The 15,670-nt window shown below is 74.7% G+C and carries 16 protein-coding genes; 7 read left to right on the top strand and 9 right to left on the bottom strand.

Annotated features, from left to right (window positions below; translation table 11 throughout):
* Positions 1-16: 16 nt before the first annotated feature.
* A complete protein-coding gene (locus tag ACIRRH_RS16465) occupies positions 17-274 on the bottom strand; it encodes a ferredoxin (protein ID WP_403067235.1) in 258 nt (85 codons plus the stop codon).
* On the bottom strand, positions 271-1,485 hold the full coding sequence (locus ACIRRH_RS16460) for a cytochrome P450 (protein WP_403067233.1): 1,215 nt from the start codon (positions 1,483-1,485) through the stop codon (positions 271-273). Before ACIRRH_RS16460 ends, ACIRRH_RS16465 begins: the two co-directional genes overlap by 4 nt.
* Before the next feature lie 641 nt (positions 1,486-2,126).
* Between ACIRRH_RS16460 and ACIRRH_RS16455 the strand changes: the two genes are divergently transcribed.
* Genes ACIRRH_RS16455 through ACIRRH_RS16445 form a run of 3 tightly spaced genes read left to right on the top strand, consistent with a single transcriptional unit; the run spans position 2,127 to position 4,300 of the window.
* Complete coding sequence (locus tag ACIRRH_RS16455; RefSeq protein ID WP_403067231.1) at positions 2,127-3,212, top strand: S-(hydroxymethyl)mycothiol dehydrogenase; 1,086 nt, start codon at positions 2,127-2,129, stop codon at positions 3,210-3,212.
* Entirely contained in the window at positions 3,209-3,838 is a 630-nt protein-coding gene (locus ACIRRH_RS16450) for an MBL fold metallo-hydrolase (RefSeq protein WP_403067229.1), read from the top strand. Before ACIRRH_RS16455 ends, ACIRRH_RS16450 begins: the two co-directional genes overlap by 4 nt.
* Positions 3,839-3,898: 60 nt before the next feature.
* Complete coding sequence (locus tag ACIRRH_RS16445) at positions 3,899-4,300, top strand: pyridoxamine 5'-phosphate oxidase family protein (RefSeq protein ID WP_403067227.1); 402 nt, start codon at positions 3,899-3,901, stop codon at positions 4,298-4,300.
* 61 nt (positions 4,301-4,361) lie between these two features.
* Here the strand turns inward: ACIRRH_RS16445 and ACIRRH_RS16440 are convergent, their stop codons facing one another.
* The 7 genes from ACIRRH_RS16440 to ACIRRH_RS16410 form a co-directional block, all read right to left on the bottom strand.
* Entirely contained in the window at positions 4,362-5,465 is a 1,104-nt protein-coding gene (locus tag ACIRRH_RS16440; RefSeq protein ID WP_403067225.1) for an NAD(+)/NADH kinase, read from the bottom strand.
* Between the two features lie 87 nt (positions 5,466-5,552).
* Positions 5,553-6,875, bottom strand: coding sequence for an MFS transporter (locus tag ACIRRH_RS16435; protein WP_403067223.1), 1,323 nt, complete (start codon positions 6,873-6,875; stop codon positions 5,553-5,555).
* Positions 6,876-7,364: 489 nt separating this feature from the next.
* Entirely contained in the window at positions 7,365-8,564 is a 1,200-nt protein-coding gene (locus tag ACIRRH_RS16430; protein ID WP_403067221.1) for an MFS transporter, read from the bottom strand.
* 123 nt (positions 8,565-8,687) lie between these two features.
* Positions 8,688-8,930, bottom strand: a complete 243-nt coding sequence (locus ACIRRH_RS16425; protein WP_403067219.1) for a hypothetical protein — start codon at positions 8,928-8,930, stop codon at positions 8,688-8,690.
* Positions 8,931-9,082: 152 nt separating this feature from the next.
* Complete coding sequence (locus ACIRRH_RS16420) at positions 9,083-10,441, bottom strand: glutamate-cysteine ligase family protein (RefSeq protein WP_403067217.1); 1,359 nt, start codon at positions 10,439-10,441, stop codon at positions 9,083-9,085.
* Complete coding sequence (locus ACIRRH_RS16415) at positions 10,438-11,970, bottom strand: flavin monoamine oxidase family protein (protein ID WP_403067215.1); 1,533 nt, start codon at positions 11,968-11,970, stop codon at positions 10,438-10,440. The genes ACIRRH_RS16420 and ACIRRH_RS16415 overlap by 4 nt, the downstream gene beginning before the upstream one ends.
* Positions 11,971-12,069: 99 nt before the next feature.
* The gene (locus ACIRRH_RS16410) at positions 12,070-12,753 is read right to left on the bottom strand and encodes a DUF6308 family protein (protein ID WP_403067213.1); all 684 of its coding nucleotides are present in this window, start codon (positions 12,751-12,753) and stop codon (positions 12,070-12,072) included.
* Positions 12,754-12,929: 176 nt separating this feature from the next.
* Here ACIRRH_RS16410 and eccB point away from each other — a divergent pair, with 176 nt between their 5' ends.
* From eccB to ACIRRH_RS16390, 4 genes are all read left to right on the top strand, one after another.
* Complete coding sequence (gene eccB / locus ACIRRH_RS16405; RefSeq protein ID WP_403067211.1) at positions 12,930-14,399, top strand: type VII secretion protein EccB; 1,470 nt, start codon at positions 12,930-12,932, stop codon at positions 14,397-14,399.
* A gap of 85 nt (positions 14,400-14,484) precedes the next feature.
* Positions 14,485-14,811, top strand: coding sequence for a hypothetical protein (locus ACIRRH_RS16400; RefSeq protein WP_403067209.1), 327 nt, complete (start codon positions 14,485-14,487; stop codon positions 14,809-14,811).
* Positions 14,812-14,844: 33 nt separating this feature from the next.
* Positions 14,845-15,144 carry a WXG100 family type VII secretion target gene (locus tag ACIRRH_RS16395; protein WP_403067207.1) on the top strand — a complete coding sequence of 100 codons (300 nt, stop codon included), beginning with the start codon at positions 14,845-14,847 and terminating at the stop codon, positions 15,142-15,144.
* 19 nt (positions 15,145-15,163) lie between these two features.
* Complete coding sequence (locus tag ACIRRH_RS16390) at positions 15,164-15,529, top strand: hypothetical protein (protein ID WP_403067205.1); 366 nt, start codon at positions 15,164-15,166, stop codon at positions 15,527-15,529.
* Positions 15,530-15,670: the final 141 nt, after the last annotated feature.

Raw genomic sequence — 15,670 nt, 5'->3', positions numbered from 1 at the left:
CACCACCGGGGCGGTCTCACTCCGCGGGGGCGATCCGGTAGCCGCCTCGGGCCGAGTGGAGGCTGAGCGCCTCGACCGGGCAGAAGTCCACTGCCTCGCTCAGCCCGTCCGTCAGCGCCGCGCCGCCGTCCGCGTACTCGGCCAGCGGTGCGGCCAGCCCGTCGGCGCCGAGGGCCAGCGAGTCGGGGGCGCTGAGGGCGCACATCCCGGAGCCGATGCAGCGGGCCCGGTCGACCCGGACGACCACCGGCTCGGTGTCCGCGCGGCCCGTCACCAGACCACCCGCAGGGCGTTCGGGCTGCGGGTGAGCAGGCCGCGCCGCCAGTCGATCTGATCCACCGGGTCGGCCAGCTGCAGGGCGGGCAGTCGGCGGGCCAGCCGGTACAGCGCGAGCTCCAGCTCCATCCGGGCCAGCCAGGCGCCCAGGCAGTGGTGGGGCCCGGCGCCGAAGGTGAGGGTGGGGGCGGTCAGCGGGGCGAACAGCTCGGTGCGCAGGTCACCGGTGAAGGCCTCCGGGTCGTGGTTGGCGGCGGCCGCGTCGGCGGCGACCACGCTGTCGGCCGGGATGACCACGCCGCCGATCTCGACGTCCTCGGTGGTGCGGCGCATCAGCCCGGGCATGTGTTCCTGCCGGTCGCCGAGCGGGACGGCGCGCAGCAGCTGCTCGGTCGCGGCAGCGGCGCTGGTCTCGTCGGAGGCGAGCCGCTGCCAGGCCTCGCGGCCGTCCTGGAGCAGGTAGACCAGGGCGTTGCCGAGGCTGGTCATGGTGGTCTCGTGGCCGGCCACGACGAGGCCGATGACCAGCGCGACCAGCTGGCCCTCGGTGATCGAGCCGTCCTCGGCGGCGGCCGCGAGCAGGCTGCTGACCAGGTCCTCGCCGGGGGCGGCCCGGCGTTCGGCGATCACCTCGGCGCCGAAGGCGGCGAACTCGGTCATCGCGGTGACGATCGCCTCGGCGCTGTAGGCGGTGGTGGAGAGCGCGTGGTCGCTCCAGTGCGCCAGCCGCTTGCTGTCCAGGTTGTCCAGGCCCATCAGCCGGCTGATCACCGCGACCGGCAGCGGGCGGGAGTAGCCGGCGATGATGTCGGCCGGGGAGCCGTGGTCGATCAGCTCGTCGATCAGCGACTCGACCACCGAGGCCACCCAGGGCCGCCACCGCTCGATCGCGCGCGGGGTGAAGGCCCGCTGCACGGTGCGGCGCAGCCGTTGGTGCTCGGTGCCGTCGATGTTCAGCATGCCGTCCGGGTCGTCCAGGATGTTGGGCGTGACCGTGATCGGCGGGGCGTCCGGCGCGTAGAGCGGGGCGCGGCCCAGCCGCGGGTCGGTCAGCACCTGGCGCACGTCGGCGTGCCGGCTGACCAGCCAGACCGGCGTGCCGGTGGGCAGCGCGGCGAGGCGCGGCGGGCCGGGTTCGAGCAGGCGCATGCAGTGCAGCGGGGGGAGCGGGGCGGTGCCGGCGCTGGTCGCACTGTTCTCGGTGGACATCCGTACTCCAGACTCCAGGGCGGTGGGCCGCGGGGCGCGACCCGACGGTGGGTGAATCCGGGGATGGTGCGGGGGACGGGTGATGCGGCCGGCTGGCGGCTCGACACGGGCCGGGGTTCGGTCGGGCTCCTACGGGGGTGTGGCGCGAAATGTGCGGGGGCGCACGGTCGGTACGCGCCCGGCGCGGCCGGCGCATGGTCGCGCGCCGACGGGTGGGGCGGGTGTGCTGAGCGTGGTCGCGTGGACCGTCTCAGCTACGACCGTACGTGGGTGCCGGGGCGCCCGTCTGCGGCAGTTCCAGCCAACGCCGGTGCTTTCCGGGCACTTCGAGGCGCACTGACAGGCGCTCAGTGACGCGTGTGCGCCCCCGTCGGTACGGCCACGCCGGGCTGTCGCCGGGCCCTCGGCGGGTACCCGGCCGGCAAGTGCCACGTGAGGACCCGTGAGCCCTCGCGACGGCGGCGGATATGCCGTCGGCACGTGCGGTGAGCCGTATCACACCGCGTCACACCGGATCGCCCCGTGGGCTCCGCGGGTGTCCGGCCGGGCGGGCGATACGCTTCGTGGGCAGTTCGTCTTGCAGTCGTTTGTCGCAGGTCACGCCGGTGCAGAGCCGCATCGGCAGACGGAGGTGGAATCGGATGCCCCAGCAGGTCAAGGCAGTCATCGCGCGCGCCAAGGGCGCGCCCGTGGAGGTGACCACGATCGTGGTGCCGGACCCGGGCCCGGGCGAGGCGGTGGTCCGGATCCAGGCTTGCGGCGTCTGCCACACCGACCTCCACTACCGGGAGGGCGGCATCAACGACGAGTTCCCGTTCCTGCTCGGCCACGAGGCCGCGGGCATCGTGGAGTCGGTCGGCGAGGGCGTCACCGAGGTCGAGCCCGGTGACTTCGTGGTCCTCAACTGGCGCGCGGTGTGCGGCCAGTGTCGCGCGTGCAAGCGGGGCCGCCCGCAGTACTGCTTCAACACCCACAACGCCAAGCAGAAGATGACGCTGCTGGACGGCACCGAGCTGTCCCCGGCGCTGGGCATCGGCGCGTTCGCCGAGAAGACCCTGGTCGCGGCCGGCCAGTGCACCAAGGTGGACCCGGCCGCCGAGCCGGCCGTCGCCGGCCTGCTGGGCTGCGGCGTGATGGCGGGCCTCGGCGCCGCGATCAACACCGGCAACGTCGGCCGCGGCGACTCGGTCGCGGTGATCGGCTGCGGCGGCGTCGGCGGCGCGGCCGTGATGGGCTCCCGGCTGGCGGGCGCGGCGAAGATCATCGCGGTGGACATCGACGACCGCAAGCTGGAGACCGCCCGCAAGCTGGGCGCGACCCACACCGTCAACTCCCGCACCACCGACCCGGTCGAGGCGATCCGCGAGCTGACCGGCGGCAACGGCGCGGACGTGGTGGTCGAGGCGGTCGGCCGGCCGGAGACCTACAAGCAGGCCTTCTACGCCCGCGACCTGGCCGGCACCGTCGTCCTGGTCGGCGTGCCGACCCCGGAGATGACGCTGGAGCTCCCGCTGCTCGACGTCTTCGGCCGCGGCGGCGCGCTGAAGTCCTCCTGGTACGGCGACTGCCTGCCCTCGCGGGACTTCCCGATGCTGATCGACCTCTACCTCCAGGGCCGCCTGGACCTCGGCGCCTTCGTCACCGAGACCATCGAGCTCGACGCCGTGGAGCAGGCCTTCGAGCGCATGCACCAGGGCGACGTCCTGCGCTCGGTGGTGGTCCTGTGACCGCGCGTGTCGACCGGCTGGTGACCGCCGGCACCTTCGAACTCGACGGCGGCAGCTGGGAGGTGGAGAACAACGTCTGGATCGTCGGGAACGACGAGGAGGCGGTGGTGATCGACGCCGCGCACGACGCCGAGGCCATCGAGGCCGCGCTCGGCGGGCGCCGGCTGCTGGCGATCGTCTCCACCCACGCGCACAACGACCACATCGACGCGGCTCCGGCGCTCGCCGCCCGCACCGGTGCGCCGATCCTGCTGCACCCCGACGACCTGCCGCTGTGGAAGCTCACCCACCCCGAGCGGATGCCGGACGGTGAACTGGCCGACGGCCAGCGGATCGAGGTGGCCGGCACCGAGCTGACCGTGCTGCACACCCCGGGCCACGCGCCGGGCGCGGTCTGCCTGTACGCGCCCGGGCTGGGCACCGTCTTCACCGGCGACACCCTGTTCCAGGGCGGCCCGGGAGCCACCGGCCGGTCGTTCTCGGACTTCCCGACCATCGTCGACTCGATCCGCGAGCGGCTGCTGACGCTCCCGGCCGAGACCGTGGTGCGCACCGGCCACGGCGAGCCGACCACCATCGGCGCCGAGGCCCCGGCCCTGCCGGAGTGGATCGCGCGCGGGCACTGACGCCCTGCCCGTACGGCCCCCGGGGAAAGATCGTTCCCCGGGGGCCGTACCATCGCGATCATGGCCCATGACCCGCGCGACCTCGACGGCTCCTTCCTCGCCTTCTGGCGGGAGCGGCACATCTCCACGCTGACCACCACCCGCCCGGACGGCACGCCGCACGTGGTGCCGGTCGGCGTGACGTACCAGCCGGAGACGGCGACCGCCCGGGTGATCACCAGCCGTACCAGCCGCAAGGCCCGCAACGTCGCCGCTGCCGGGCCCGAGGGCCTGCGGGTCGCGGTCTGCCAGGTGGACCGGGCCCGCTGGTCGACCCTGGAGGGCGTCGCGGTCGTCCGTGACGAGCCCGAGCAGGTCGCCGAGGCGGAGCGCCGCTACGCCGAGCGCTACCGCGAGCCGCGGGCCAACCCGGACCGGGTGGTCATCGAGATCGCCGTCGACCGGGTCCTCGGACGGGCCTGAGAACGCCCGTTCCCGGAACGGCCGTGCTCGCTCCGGGAACGCCCGTTCCGCACGGAGCCGGTCAGGCCTCGCCGTCGGCCCGGCGGACCACGCAGGGAAGGCGTCTGCCCGGCTGCAGCGTGGGCAGGTTCAGGTGTTCCAGGTCGTGCGGCGGCGGCGCGGTCAGCGGCCAGGTCGAGGGCGCCTCGCCGTCGGAGGAGGTGGCGGGCGCGTCGGTCAGCCGCATCCGCCGGCGCAGGCGGCCGTAGAAGTCGGTCGGCCCCAGGCGCACCGCCCGCAGCCGCGTCGGCGCGGCGTAGACGCCGACCCAGTCACAGGGCTCCAGCACGCCGCGGAGCTGGCCGTCCACGCTGACCGCCGCGTTCCCCGAGTCCGGCAGCAGCCGGATGGCGATCGGCTCGTCCGGTGCGGCGAGGACCGAGCGCATGAAGACCATGTGCGCCGCGACGGGCGTGAAGACGAGGACCTCCGCCCGGGGCGAGACCACCGGCCCGCCCGCGGCGAAGCTGTACGCGGTCGAGCCCGTCGGGGTCGCCACCAGCAGCGCGTCGCCGGCGTAGCTGGCGAGCAGCCTCCCGGCGAAGTAGACCGCGGCGGCGACCCGGCCGTCCCGGTCGAACTTTTCCACGACGACGTCGTTCAGCCCGAGCACGTCGAGCGCCACCCCCCAGCCCCCGCCGGCCTCGCAGCCGGGACGCACCTGCGGCGTGGGCAGCGACGGCCGCCGGCCGTCCGCCCGCAGCGGACCGAGCTCCTCGGGCGGCGAGAGCGGTCTGGAGGCGCGCATGGTGAGCAGCATCCGCTCCTCCACCGTCGTACGGGACTCCTGGACGGCGTCCAGCGCCTGGAGCACGTCCCGGGCGGGCACCTCGGTGAGGAACCCGAGGTGCCCGAAGTCGATGCCCAGCAGAAGGGAGTCGTTGTGCGCCGCCAGGCGGGCGCCGCGCAGGAAGGTGCCGTCACCGCCCAGCGCGACGATGAGGTCCGGGTCCCCGGCCGCGGCCATCTCCTCGCGGGCGCTGCGCCGTTGGACACCCGCGTTCCACACGTCGATCTCGGTGCACTGGACCCGGTGGTCCGCGCACCAGGCCCGGACCAGTCCCGAGGCCGCCACCGCCTCGGGGCGTCCCTTGTGCACCACCAGACCGACGCGCCGGACCGCCATCGCGCTTCCTCCCTGGTGAGGGGATGTGGTTCCCCTCCAGGATGCGCTCGGGGCGGGAGGCCCGGCGACTCGTCGGCGCCCCGGGCGTCAGGCCGTCTTCTGCGCCGCCCGCTCGATCCCGGCGAGCATGTCCCGCGGGAACCAGAGGCTGCTCGCGCCCGCCAGGGCGACGGCCGCCGCCCCGACCAGCACCGGCACGATGCCGACCCGGGAGGCGAGCCACCCGCCGACGAAGGCGCCGACGGGCAGGGTGGCGGTCAGCACGGCCTGGAGGAAGGCGTTGACGCGGCCCAGCAGGTGGGCGGGGGTGACGAGCTGGCGCCCGGTGGTCATGGCGATCGACCACACGGTGGCCAGCAGCCCGAACAGCAGCTGGTACAGGACCAGGACCGGGAAGGCCAGTCCCAGCGAGGCCGCCGGGATGAGGAACAGGGCGGCCCCCGTTCCCACGGCGCACAGCCGGATGGCCCGGGCCATGCCCAGCGCCCGGGTGACGGAGGTCGCGACCAGCACACCGGTGCCCATGCCGACGGCGTACGCGGCGTAGACCGCGCCGAGCTGCCACGGGGGCAGCTCCAGCTCCCGGTCGGCGTACAGGACGAACAGACCGCCGCCGGCCCCGCCGCCGAGGTTGAGCCCGGCCGCGGCCAGGGCCTGGCGGCGCAGCAGGGTCTCGCGCCGGATGACCGCGAGGCCCTCCTTCAGCGCCTCGATGCGGGACCGCGCGCCGCCGCCCGCCTCGTGCGCGGACCGGTTCAGCGAGGCCGGCAGCGCGAGGAACAGCGCCCCGCCGGCGAGGTAGGCGGCGCACTCGACCAGCAGCGCCGGGGCCGGGTCGATCACGCCGATCAGGATGCCGCCGAGCGCCGGTCCGCCGATCAGGCCGATGGTCCGGGCGCCGGTGAGCGAGGAGTTGGCCGGCAGCAGGCGTTCCGCGGGCACCACGCGGGGCAGGCAGGACTGCAACGCGATGCCCTGGGCGGAGCTCAGCGCCCCGGAGGCGGCGGCCGCGGCGAACAGGTGCGGCCAGGTCAGGCCGTCCAGCGCGGCCGCGAGCGGCACGCTGCCGATGGCGGGGACCTGCAGCCAGGACACCGAGACCAGCATCCGCCGCAACCGGGCCCGGTCGACGGCGACGCCGATCAGCGGGCTGAGCAGGACGCCGGGCAGGTAGGTCATCGCCATCAGCGCGGAGGCGCCCAGCGGTCCGGCGTGCAGATGGGCGATGGCCAGCAGCGGCAGCGCCAGCGCGGTGACCTGTCGTCCCACCGAGCTCGTCATCTGCTCCGTGACGAGCAGCAGCAGCGGACGGTGCCGGCGCAGCGGTACGGATTCCGGGGCCGGGGGCGGCGTCGCGGGCGGGCCGGACTCCGCGGGTACGGGCGACTCCTCGGCCGTGGAAGATCCCATGTGTTCGGACTCCTGTGTCGGGCACGGTCCGGTGGCGGACGCGTGGAGGCAGCGTCACCGCCCGGCCCCGGGTGACGAGCACAAGGCCCTCGGACGCCGGGACGGACACCCCGCTGCTGCCGCGCCGGCCGATGTCACGTGCAGGGAAGCAAAACACGGCGGGCCCGATCGTTCGAACGCCTTCGTCGCTCCGGCCCCGCGAATGCGCCAAGATCCCGGTGGTGAACGATCTTTCCGGGTGCGCCGGGTGCGCCGGGTGATCCACCGGTGACCAGCGGAGATCACCGACGGCCGGGCCGTCGGAGCGGGCGGCCCCGGAGGGTTCAGGTCGGCACGGAGGATGGCCGAAAGCTGATGCTGAGTCAAGTACATCTGCGCACAAGGCTTTCGTGGCACCTCTCGTGTGTGCGCGAGGTGTCGATCGCGGGGGCGGCGCACCGGCTGACGGGGCTCACGGCGACGTTCCGCCGCAGTCGACACCGCCCGGGCTCAGGTCAGGTCCCGGCGCAGCAGGTAGGCGCCGGAGGCGGCGGCGAGCACGGCCATACAGGCGGCGAAGGCCAGGCCCGCGTCGGTCAGGCCGAGCGGTCCGGCGAGCAGGCCCACCCCGATGACCGGGATCGAGATGCCGAAGTAGGCGACCACGAACAGCGCCGAGAGCGCGCCGCCGCGGTGCTCGGCGGGAGCGGCGGCGGCGACCTCGCCCACCGCGCCGCGCAGGCCCATGCCCTGGCCGGCGCCGCCCACCAGGGCGCTGAGTGCCAGCGGCAGGACGGTCTCCCGGGCGAGCGAGGCGGCCAGCAGGGCCAGCCCGGCGATCAGCACCAGGCAGCCCAGGGGGATCGCCCGCGCGCTGCCGAGCCGGGGCACCAGGAGCTGGCCGAGGGTGGAGGCGAAGAAGGTCGTGAAGACGACCAGGCCGACCACCGCACGGTTGTGGATGCCCAGGCCGGTGGCGAGGAAGGCGGGGCTGACCGAGGTGAACAGGCCCAGCAGGGAGAAGCCGGCGAAGGCGGCGATCCCGGCCGGCACGAACACCCGTCGGACCTCCAGTGGCAGGGTCGGCCGGTTGGGCCGGGCGGTGCGCAGCGGGCGGGCCCCGGCGACCGTCTCCGGCAGCAGCAGGGTGAGCCCGAACGAGGCCGCGAGCAGCCCCAGGTGCACGGCGAACGGCAGGACCAGTGGGTACGGCGCGTACTGCGACAGCACTCCCGACAGCAGTGGTCCGCAGCCGAGCCCGCCGATGTTGGCGGCGGTCGCGACGAAGCCCGCGCGGGCCCGGTGCCCGGGCGGCGCTAGCTCCAGCACGTACGCCGTTCCGGTGCCGGTGAACAGGCCCGCCGAGAATCCGGACAGCAGGCGGCCCAGGCAGAGCAGAGCGACGCTGTCCGCGGCCAGGAAGACCACGGCGCTGGCGGCCGAGCAGCCCAGGCCGCAGAGCAGCACGGGCCGGCGTCCGACGGCGTCGGAGACGTTGCCGATCAGCAGCAGCACGCCGATGACACCGAAGGCGTACACCGCGAACACGACCGTCACCGTCAGCTCGGAGAAGCCGAGCTTCTCCTGGTACAGCCCGTAGAGCGGGGTGGGCAGCGTGGTGCCCGCCATGCAGACGGCGAACGCGGCGGCGGCGACGAGGTGGCCCACCCGGGCGACACCACCAGGCCGGGCGGTCCGACGATCGGTCATTCGCCCACGATAGGCGCGCACTCCGGACCGGGGCCGTGTCGCGTGGGGGAGCACTGCGCCGAATGGCCGTGCCGCCGGGCCCCGCCCGCGCCGGGACGGACGGGCCCGGCTCCCGGCCGGAGATCACCGGGCGCGAGGCCTCCGGTCACCGATGGCTTCGAGGGGAGTGGCGCCGTCCGGCCGGGGCACGAGGTGTCGGTGGGTGCGCACAGCGGCCGGACGGGGCCTGCCCATGGCGCCGAGCACGGTGTTGTCGAGCGGGCTGGCGGTCAGGCGGTCCAGGACCCGCGTCACGGCGGCGCGCAGGCCGTGGCCGTGGCGGCGCACGTCCGGGACGACGGAATGGAACGCAGCGAGGACGGACATGCGGCTCACCTCCGGGGCGACCTGCGGGTTCTGCAGGCGTGGTCCGTCCAGCTTCCGCCGCTTCGCGGGCGCCGGGGCCCGGATTGACGGGCTGCTGACACGCCGTTGACGAACTGCTGACGTGGTGGCGGTGCCCACGTGCCCAGGCGGCCTCAGACCCGGTACGCGGCGACGTAGCGGGCCGGGTCGCGGCGCAGGTCGCCGTGCCAGCGGTCCCGGCACTGCTCGGCGAAGGTCCGTCCGGTGGCGAGGATCTCCTCCAGTGGGTCCAGGTACCCGAGCACGTGCGGCGGTTCGAGGCCGGCCGCGATCCGGGCGGCGAGGCCGGCCCGGGCCAGCCGCAGCAGTTCGCCGGCCAGTGGGCGGACCGGGTCGCCGCCGAGGCGGGTGGCGAGCCCGAGGGCGGGCAGCTCGGCGAGCGCGGCCCGGTGGTCGTGCAGGGTGTAGCGCCCGAGCAACTCCCAGGCGGCGGACCGGGATTCGGGGTGGTAGCTGAGCCCGGCCCAGAGGGCGGGGACGGCCGGGATGAACGGGTACGGTGGCCCGTCCGAGGCGCGCAGCTCCAGGGTGCTGCGGACCCGGGTGTTGGTCCAGAGCTGGTTGAGGTGGGCGGCCCAGTGCGCCGGGGTGGCCCGTGAGCCGTCCGGGTAGCCGTGCCGCAGGAGTTCGGCGAAGGTGCGGTCGGGCGCGGGGTGGTAGCGGCCGTCCGGGGTGCGGTAGTGGATCAGCGGGATGCCGAGCGCCCAGTCGGCGACGTGTTCGACGGTGACGTCGGGGCGCAGCGCGGGCGGCAGCACCCCGCCCCGGCGCGGGTCCATCCGCAGCCAGGCCCAGCAGCGGTGGGACAGCAGCCCACTGGACGAACCTCCCTCCTGGAGCGGGGAGTTGACGAGCAGGGCGGAGACCACCGGGGCGGCGGCCATCTGCATCCGCAGCTTCTGCGTGAAGTCGACGGGGGAGAGGTAGTCCAGGGTGACCTGGGTGGACAGCGACAGCGCCATCACGTACCGGGCACGGCTGCCCGGCTCGCCCAGCCCGGTGAAGTAGTCCCGCATGATGGCGCCCCGGCTCATCGGCACCCACTGCATGTCGGCGAGCCGGTCGAACGGCAGGTTGGCACCGGGCAGCAGGGCGAGGCCGAACCGGCCGACCAGCTCGGCGAGTTGCTCCAGGGCGGCACGCATGTCGTCCACCGCCTTGGCCACGGACGGGACGGGCGTCGAGGAGTACTCCAGCTGGCCGCCGTGCTCCAGGGTGATCTGGCTGCCGTCCGGGAGCCGTACCCCGGTCAGCCGCCCGGCGTCCTCCTGCCGCTCGCCGCCCCATCTGGCCAGCACCGCCTCCAGGACGGCCAGCACGCCGCGCTCGCCGAAGTAACGGGCGGCCAGCCCGGTGGCCGGGTCGACCAGGCCGCACTCGACCTCGATGCCGACCAGTTCGCAGCGGCCGGGCCGGAACGGGGCCAGCAGTTCGGCCCGGCCGAGGGCCGGGCCCGCCTCGCCCTGCGTCACACCGCCCCCACCCGGGTGGCGACCCGGGGGTGCCCGGCCCGGTCGAGCAGCGTGCTCACCGCGCCGAGGGCGGACTGCGCCGCGCCCTGGCACCAGGCGTGGGCGCCGGACAGGTGCTCGCCGGCGAAGAAGATCCGCGGCTGCTCCGCCGGGAACGGGGAGCCGAGCACGCTCAGGTAGCGGGTGTGCTCGCCGGGTGTCAGATGGGCGAAGGCGCCGCCGCCCATGCCGGTCTGCACGTCCCAGTTGCAGTGCACGATGTCGTCCACGTCCCCGGTGATACCCGGGTGGAGCCTTTCCAGGCACTGCAGCACCAGAGCGTCCCGGTCGGCCGGTTCCAGCGCGGCGAACCGGCGGGCGTTGGCGCCCCACAGGTACGCGCCGAGCAGGGCCGTCGGCTCGGCCGAGCGCAGCGGGTCGCGCACCGTCCAGCGCGGGCCGGAGCCGCCGTTGACCCCGTCCTTCGCCCGCACCGCGTTGTCCGAGGGGTACCAGCACTGCTGGATCGGCAGGTCGGTGAAGCTGCCGCCGCCGTGGATGCCGTCCTCCAGCTCCCAGCGGCGGCGGGTGAGGTGCAGGACGGTCTTGATGCTGCTCGCGTAGCTGATGCCGCGGATGGCGTGCCGCTGGGCGTGCGGCAGGCCCGGGGTGACGGCGATCCGGTCGAGCGCGGGCGCCGGGACGCAGCACACCACGTAGTCGACGTCCTGTTGCAGCCGGGCGCCGATCCGCCGGCCGCGGAGCCGGACGCCGTCCGTGGTCAGCGCCAGCTCGTCGACCTGGGTGGAGAGCTGGAGCGTGCCGGGGCGCAGCGAGCCGACGAAGGCGTGGATCAGCGCGTCCAGCCCGTCGACCAGCTCGACCTGGCCGCGGTGGAACAGGCCGAAGTAGTCGACCAGCACCTCCAGCAGCGAGGACTGTTCGTAGTGGGCGAGGCCGCTGGCGTGGCCGACCAGGTCCCAGGCGTCCTGGGACAGGTGCTCGTGGACGAACTGCCACAGCGACACCGAGGCCGCCCGCTCCAGTGCCGGGTCGTCCCAGTGGCCCTCCAGGGTGCGGCGCTGCTGCTCGACGGTCAGGGTGCGCCACACCGAGCCGAGCAGGTGGTCCAGCACCGGGGTCGGAGGCTGCCGCTCGGTCGGGCGCAGATCGTACGCGGGGAACAGCGCCGCCACGTCCTGCACCCGGACCCGCCGGCCGCGCAGGTGGTAGTAGGCGCGCGGGTTGGCGTTGACGAACGGGCGGGTCGCCAGCCGGAACCGGGAGACGTAGTGCAGCACGCAGTGGTGGTTGCCGGGGATGCGCATGGCGCCGAGGTCCACGTGGGTGCCGTCCCAGAAGCGGTGGGTGCGCACCCGCCCGCCCGGACGGTTCGCCCGCTCGTACACGACGACGTCGAACCCGCGGCGCTGCAGCTCGTAGGCGCACACCAGCCCGGCGACGCCCGCCCCGACCACGGCCACCCGGCCCCGGGCACCGGCCACCGGCTTCTCCAGCGAACGCGGGAACGCAAAGCTCGTATCGAACATCGGCACCGTACCCATTCGAGGCGGGACCCCCGCCCCAGCCTCGGCCAGGCACCCTGCCCGTGCCACTTCGCGGCGCCGATGCGGGTGACGGGCGCGGGCTCAGCCCGCCGCCTGCTCGATCTCGCCCTGGTGCATCCAGGCGATGACGTCCAGTACCCGCAGCACGCCGATGTCCTCACCGATCCCGGCCTCCGTACGGAGCTCGGCCAGCCGGGCGCGGAGCGCCCCGCCGTCCGCGCGCAGGGCGTCGGCCAGCGCGGACCAGAAGGTGGTGTCGACCCTCGGCCGTCGGAACAGTGCCTTCACCCGGACGTCGTAGACGGGTATCAGGTGCGGCCGCTTGCGGGCCAGCAGTTTGCCGGCGACCACGGGGCCGACCCCGTCCGGCTTGCCCGGGTACGTGCCGCGCGGGTTCGCCAGCCGCTCCCACAGCTCGGTGGCCGGCCCGCCGGGGGCGACCAGCGGGGCGCAGGCCGGGTCCTCCAGCCGGGCGTCGCGGGGGATGGCGGACAGCAGACGCTGCCAGTGCCCGTCGGGGTCGGTGAGCAGCTGGACGGCGCCGTGCGGCTCGACCGGGACGCTCAGCATGGTGATCGCGAGCAGGTCGTCAGCGGTGAAGCGGTCCGCCGTCTCCGGGCGGTCGCCGCCGCCGGCGAGCCGCTCGAAGTGGGCGCCCGTGTAGGCCGGGCCGCCCTTCGCACGCCGCCCGGTGAAGTACGCGCGCAGCAGGCGGACCGACGTCTCCCAGTCCTCGTACACCGGCGGGATCCACAGTGCCGTCACGAGAGCCCCCTTGATCCGTGCGTCCGGGGCCAGTGTGGCAGAGCGGAGGGGCGACGGTCCGGGGCCGGGTGCGCTGAACCGGGCCGGTGCCGGGGGCCGTAGGACCGTAGTGGGCGCGCGCAGCGGTGCGGCCGCGAAGCAGCGGGCGCGTCCGTGAGGAACCGGGGAGGAACTGGATGCAGTCCCGACGCGACCAGGTGCAGGCGCACCTGTTCGTGATGAGCAGGCTGGCCTCGGGCATGCTGCGGGCGGAGCCCGACACGCCGGACACCCCCACTGGGCGCACCACACGGGGCACCATGACGGGCCTGGCGGTGGGGGTGCTGATCGGGCTGGGTGTCGCCGTGTACGGGGTGATCCGGCCGGGCGGCGGCGAGGGCTGGGCCAAGCCCGGCACGCTGGTGGTGGTCGAGGAGACCGGCGCCCGGTACCTGTCCGTCGGCGGGCAGCTGCACCCGGTGCTGAACGACACCAGCGCCAGGCTGCTGGCCGGGGAGCAGATGACGGTGCGCCAGGTGAGCCGGGAGTCGATCGCGGACGTGCCGCGCGGTGCCCCGGTCGGGATCGTCGGCGCCCCGGACGGACTGCCGCCCGCCGCCGACCTGGCCGGCGGCACCTGGCTGGTCTGCGGCACTGTCCAGCCCGGTCCGACCGGCGCCCCCGCGCCCCGGCTCGGACTGCTGGTGGACCCGGCGGCCGAGGGCCGGGCGCTGACGCCGAACCAGGGCCTGCTGGTCGCCCTCCCGGACGGCTCGGTGCACCTGCTGTGGCAGGGCCAGCGGCTGCGCGTCGACACCGCCGACCAGGCGCTCCAGGCGCTGGGTTACGGCGGTGCGACGCCCTTCCCGGTGCCGGCCGGCGTGCTGAACGCGCTGCCCGCCGGGCCCGACCTGGCCGCGCCCGCCGTCCCCGGGCGCGGTGAGGCGGGCCCGGCGCTGGGCGGGAAGCCGACCCGGATCGGCCAGCTCTTCGAGGCCCCGGGCGGTGCGCACTACCTGCTCACCAGGGCCGGCCTCGCCCCGCTCACCCCGACCCTGTACGCGCTGCTGCTCGGCGACCCGCGCACCCAGAAGGGGGCGTACGGCGGCGCGGCCCCGGCACCCGCGCCGATCGGGGCGATGGACCTCGCCGGGCACACCGCGCCCGGCGGCCCGCCGTCCCCGGGGCTCCCGGAGACCCCGCCGACGCTGGTCACCCCGCTGCGCGGCGAGGGCGTCTGCGCCGATCTGCACACCGCGGGCGCCACCCCGACCACCGCCGTCACCGTGCTGCCCGCCGACCGGGCCGAATCGGGCCGCCCGCCGACCGTTCCGGCCGGCACGGCGGGCGCGGCCTGCACGGTCGCCGACCGGATCGCCGTCCGGCCGGGGCGCGGCGCCCTGGTGCGGGCGCTGTCGGGGGCGGGCGCGGGCAGCACCGAGTACCTGGTCACCGAGGGCGGGGTGCGCTACCCGCTGCCCTCGGCTGCCGCCGTCAAGCAGCTCGGGTACGGCGGTGCGACGCCGGTCGCCGTCCCCGCCGCGGTGGTCGCCCTGCTGCCGGCCGGGCCGAGCCTCGATCCGGCGGCGCTGGGCCCGGAGGCGGTGGCGTCGCCCGCGGCCACTCCCGCGGCCGCCGCGGCGGCGGGTCCGCCGTCGTGCAGCTGAACCACCGTCATCCGCAGGGCCGTTGGTCCGATCAGATGTCTCCGCCGGGCGGCCCGCCCGGCGAGCACAGGGAAGGGAGCAGAGCATGACCACACCGGGCATGTTGACCAAGGAAGACGAAGCGATCCGCCAGGTCCTGGCGAGCCTGGAACAGCAGATCGAGCACATGGTGACCGCCGGCCGGACGGTCGAGCGGATCAAGGAGGAGATCGCCGGGGGCTACATCTCCGGCGCCAGCAGCGTCTTCCAGCAGAAGGTCGAGGACTGGATGACGCGCTACCAGCAGGTCATCGGGGCCTTCGAGCGCTTCGTGCAGTCCACCCAGGGTGCCAACGCGATCCTCACCCAGGCGGAGGACGACGCCCGTGCCCACGCCGCCGACGGCATCTACGAAGGCCTGCAAGGCGCCTGACGGATCATCACCAGCAGAGGATCGAGTAACCCCATGGACTTCGGCAACATCCAGCTCCACCACGAGACCGTGTCGCAGGCGGCGAGCGAGCTGCGCCAGGCCGGCAACATGATGCGCAGCAACCTGGACGAACTCATGAGCAAGCTGCGGGGCGTGATCGACGGCGGCCACTTCCAGGGTGTCGCCGCCGGTGCCTTCGAGGACCTCTCCCGGGTGGTCACGGCCAACGAGTCCGCCATGGACGACGACATCACGGCGGCCGCGAACACCCTCAGCACGATGCACGAGATCATGCGCGAGTCGGACACCCAGGCCGGGAAGCAGTTCGCCTGACGAGGAGGGGGGTCCGCGCATGAGCGGCGACACCACCAAGATCACCATCGCCTACTTGGAGGGCCGTCTTGCAGAGCTGCGGGCCTTCGAGGAGGACGTGAAAAGCCAGGGGACGAACTGGGCGAAGGCGCCGTCGGCGCTGAAGGCGGGCCAGGACGCGTTCCCGTCCGCCAAGGCGCTGAAGCAGGCCTACCTCGACTACGCGAAGAGCGTGGGAGAGGGCGTCGAGGCCGTCCGCAAGACGATCGACGACATCGTCAACGACCTGCTGAAGGCCGGGCGGACACTCCACGAGGGAGACGGCGAGGCCCTCTCGGAGGCCCAGATGCTGGAGGTCCTCCACGACGTGCTCAGCGGCGTCGCCCCGAAGACCACACTCCCCTGACGTCCGGAAACAGCCGTGGGGGGGGGGGGGGCCCCCCCCCCCCCCCCCCCCCCGGGCCCCCCCCCCCCCCCCCCCCCCCCCCCCCCCCCCCCCGCGGGTTAATGTTTGCGCGCAGGGAGCCCAACACCGGGGGAGATGGGT

The organism is Kitasatospora sp. NPDC101235, assembly GCF_044767505.1.
GTDB lineage: Bacteria > Actinomycetota > Actinomycetes > Streptomycetales > Streptomycetaceae > Kitasatospora.
Note: the sequence above shows the minus strand (reverse complement) of the source record. Positions and strands in the feature narration are given on the sequence as shown.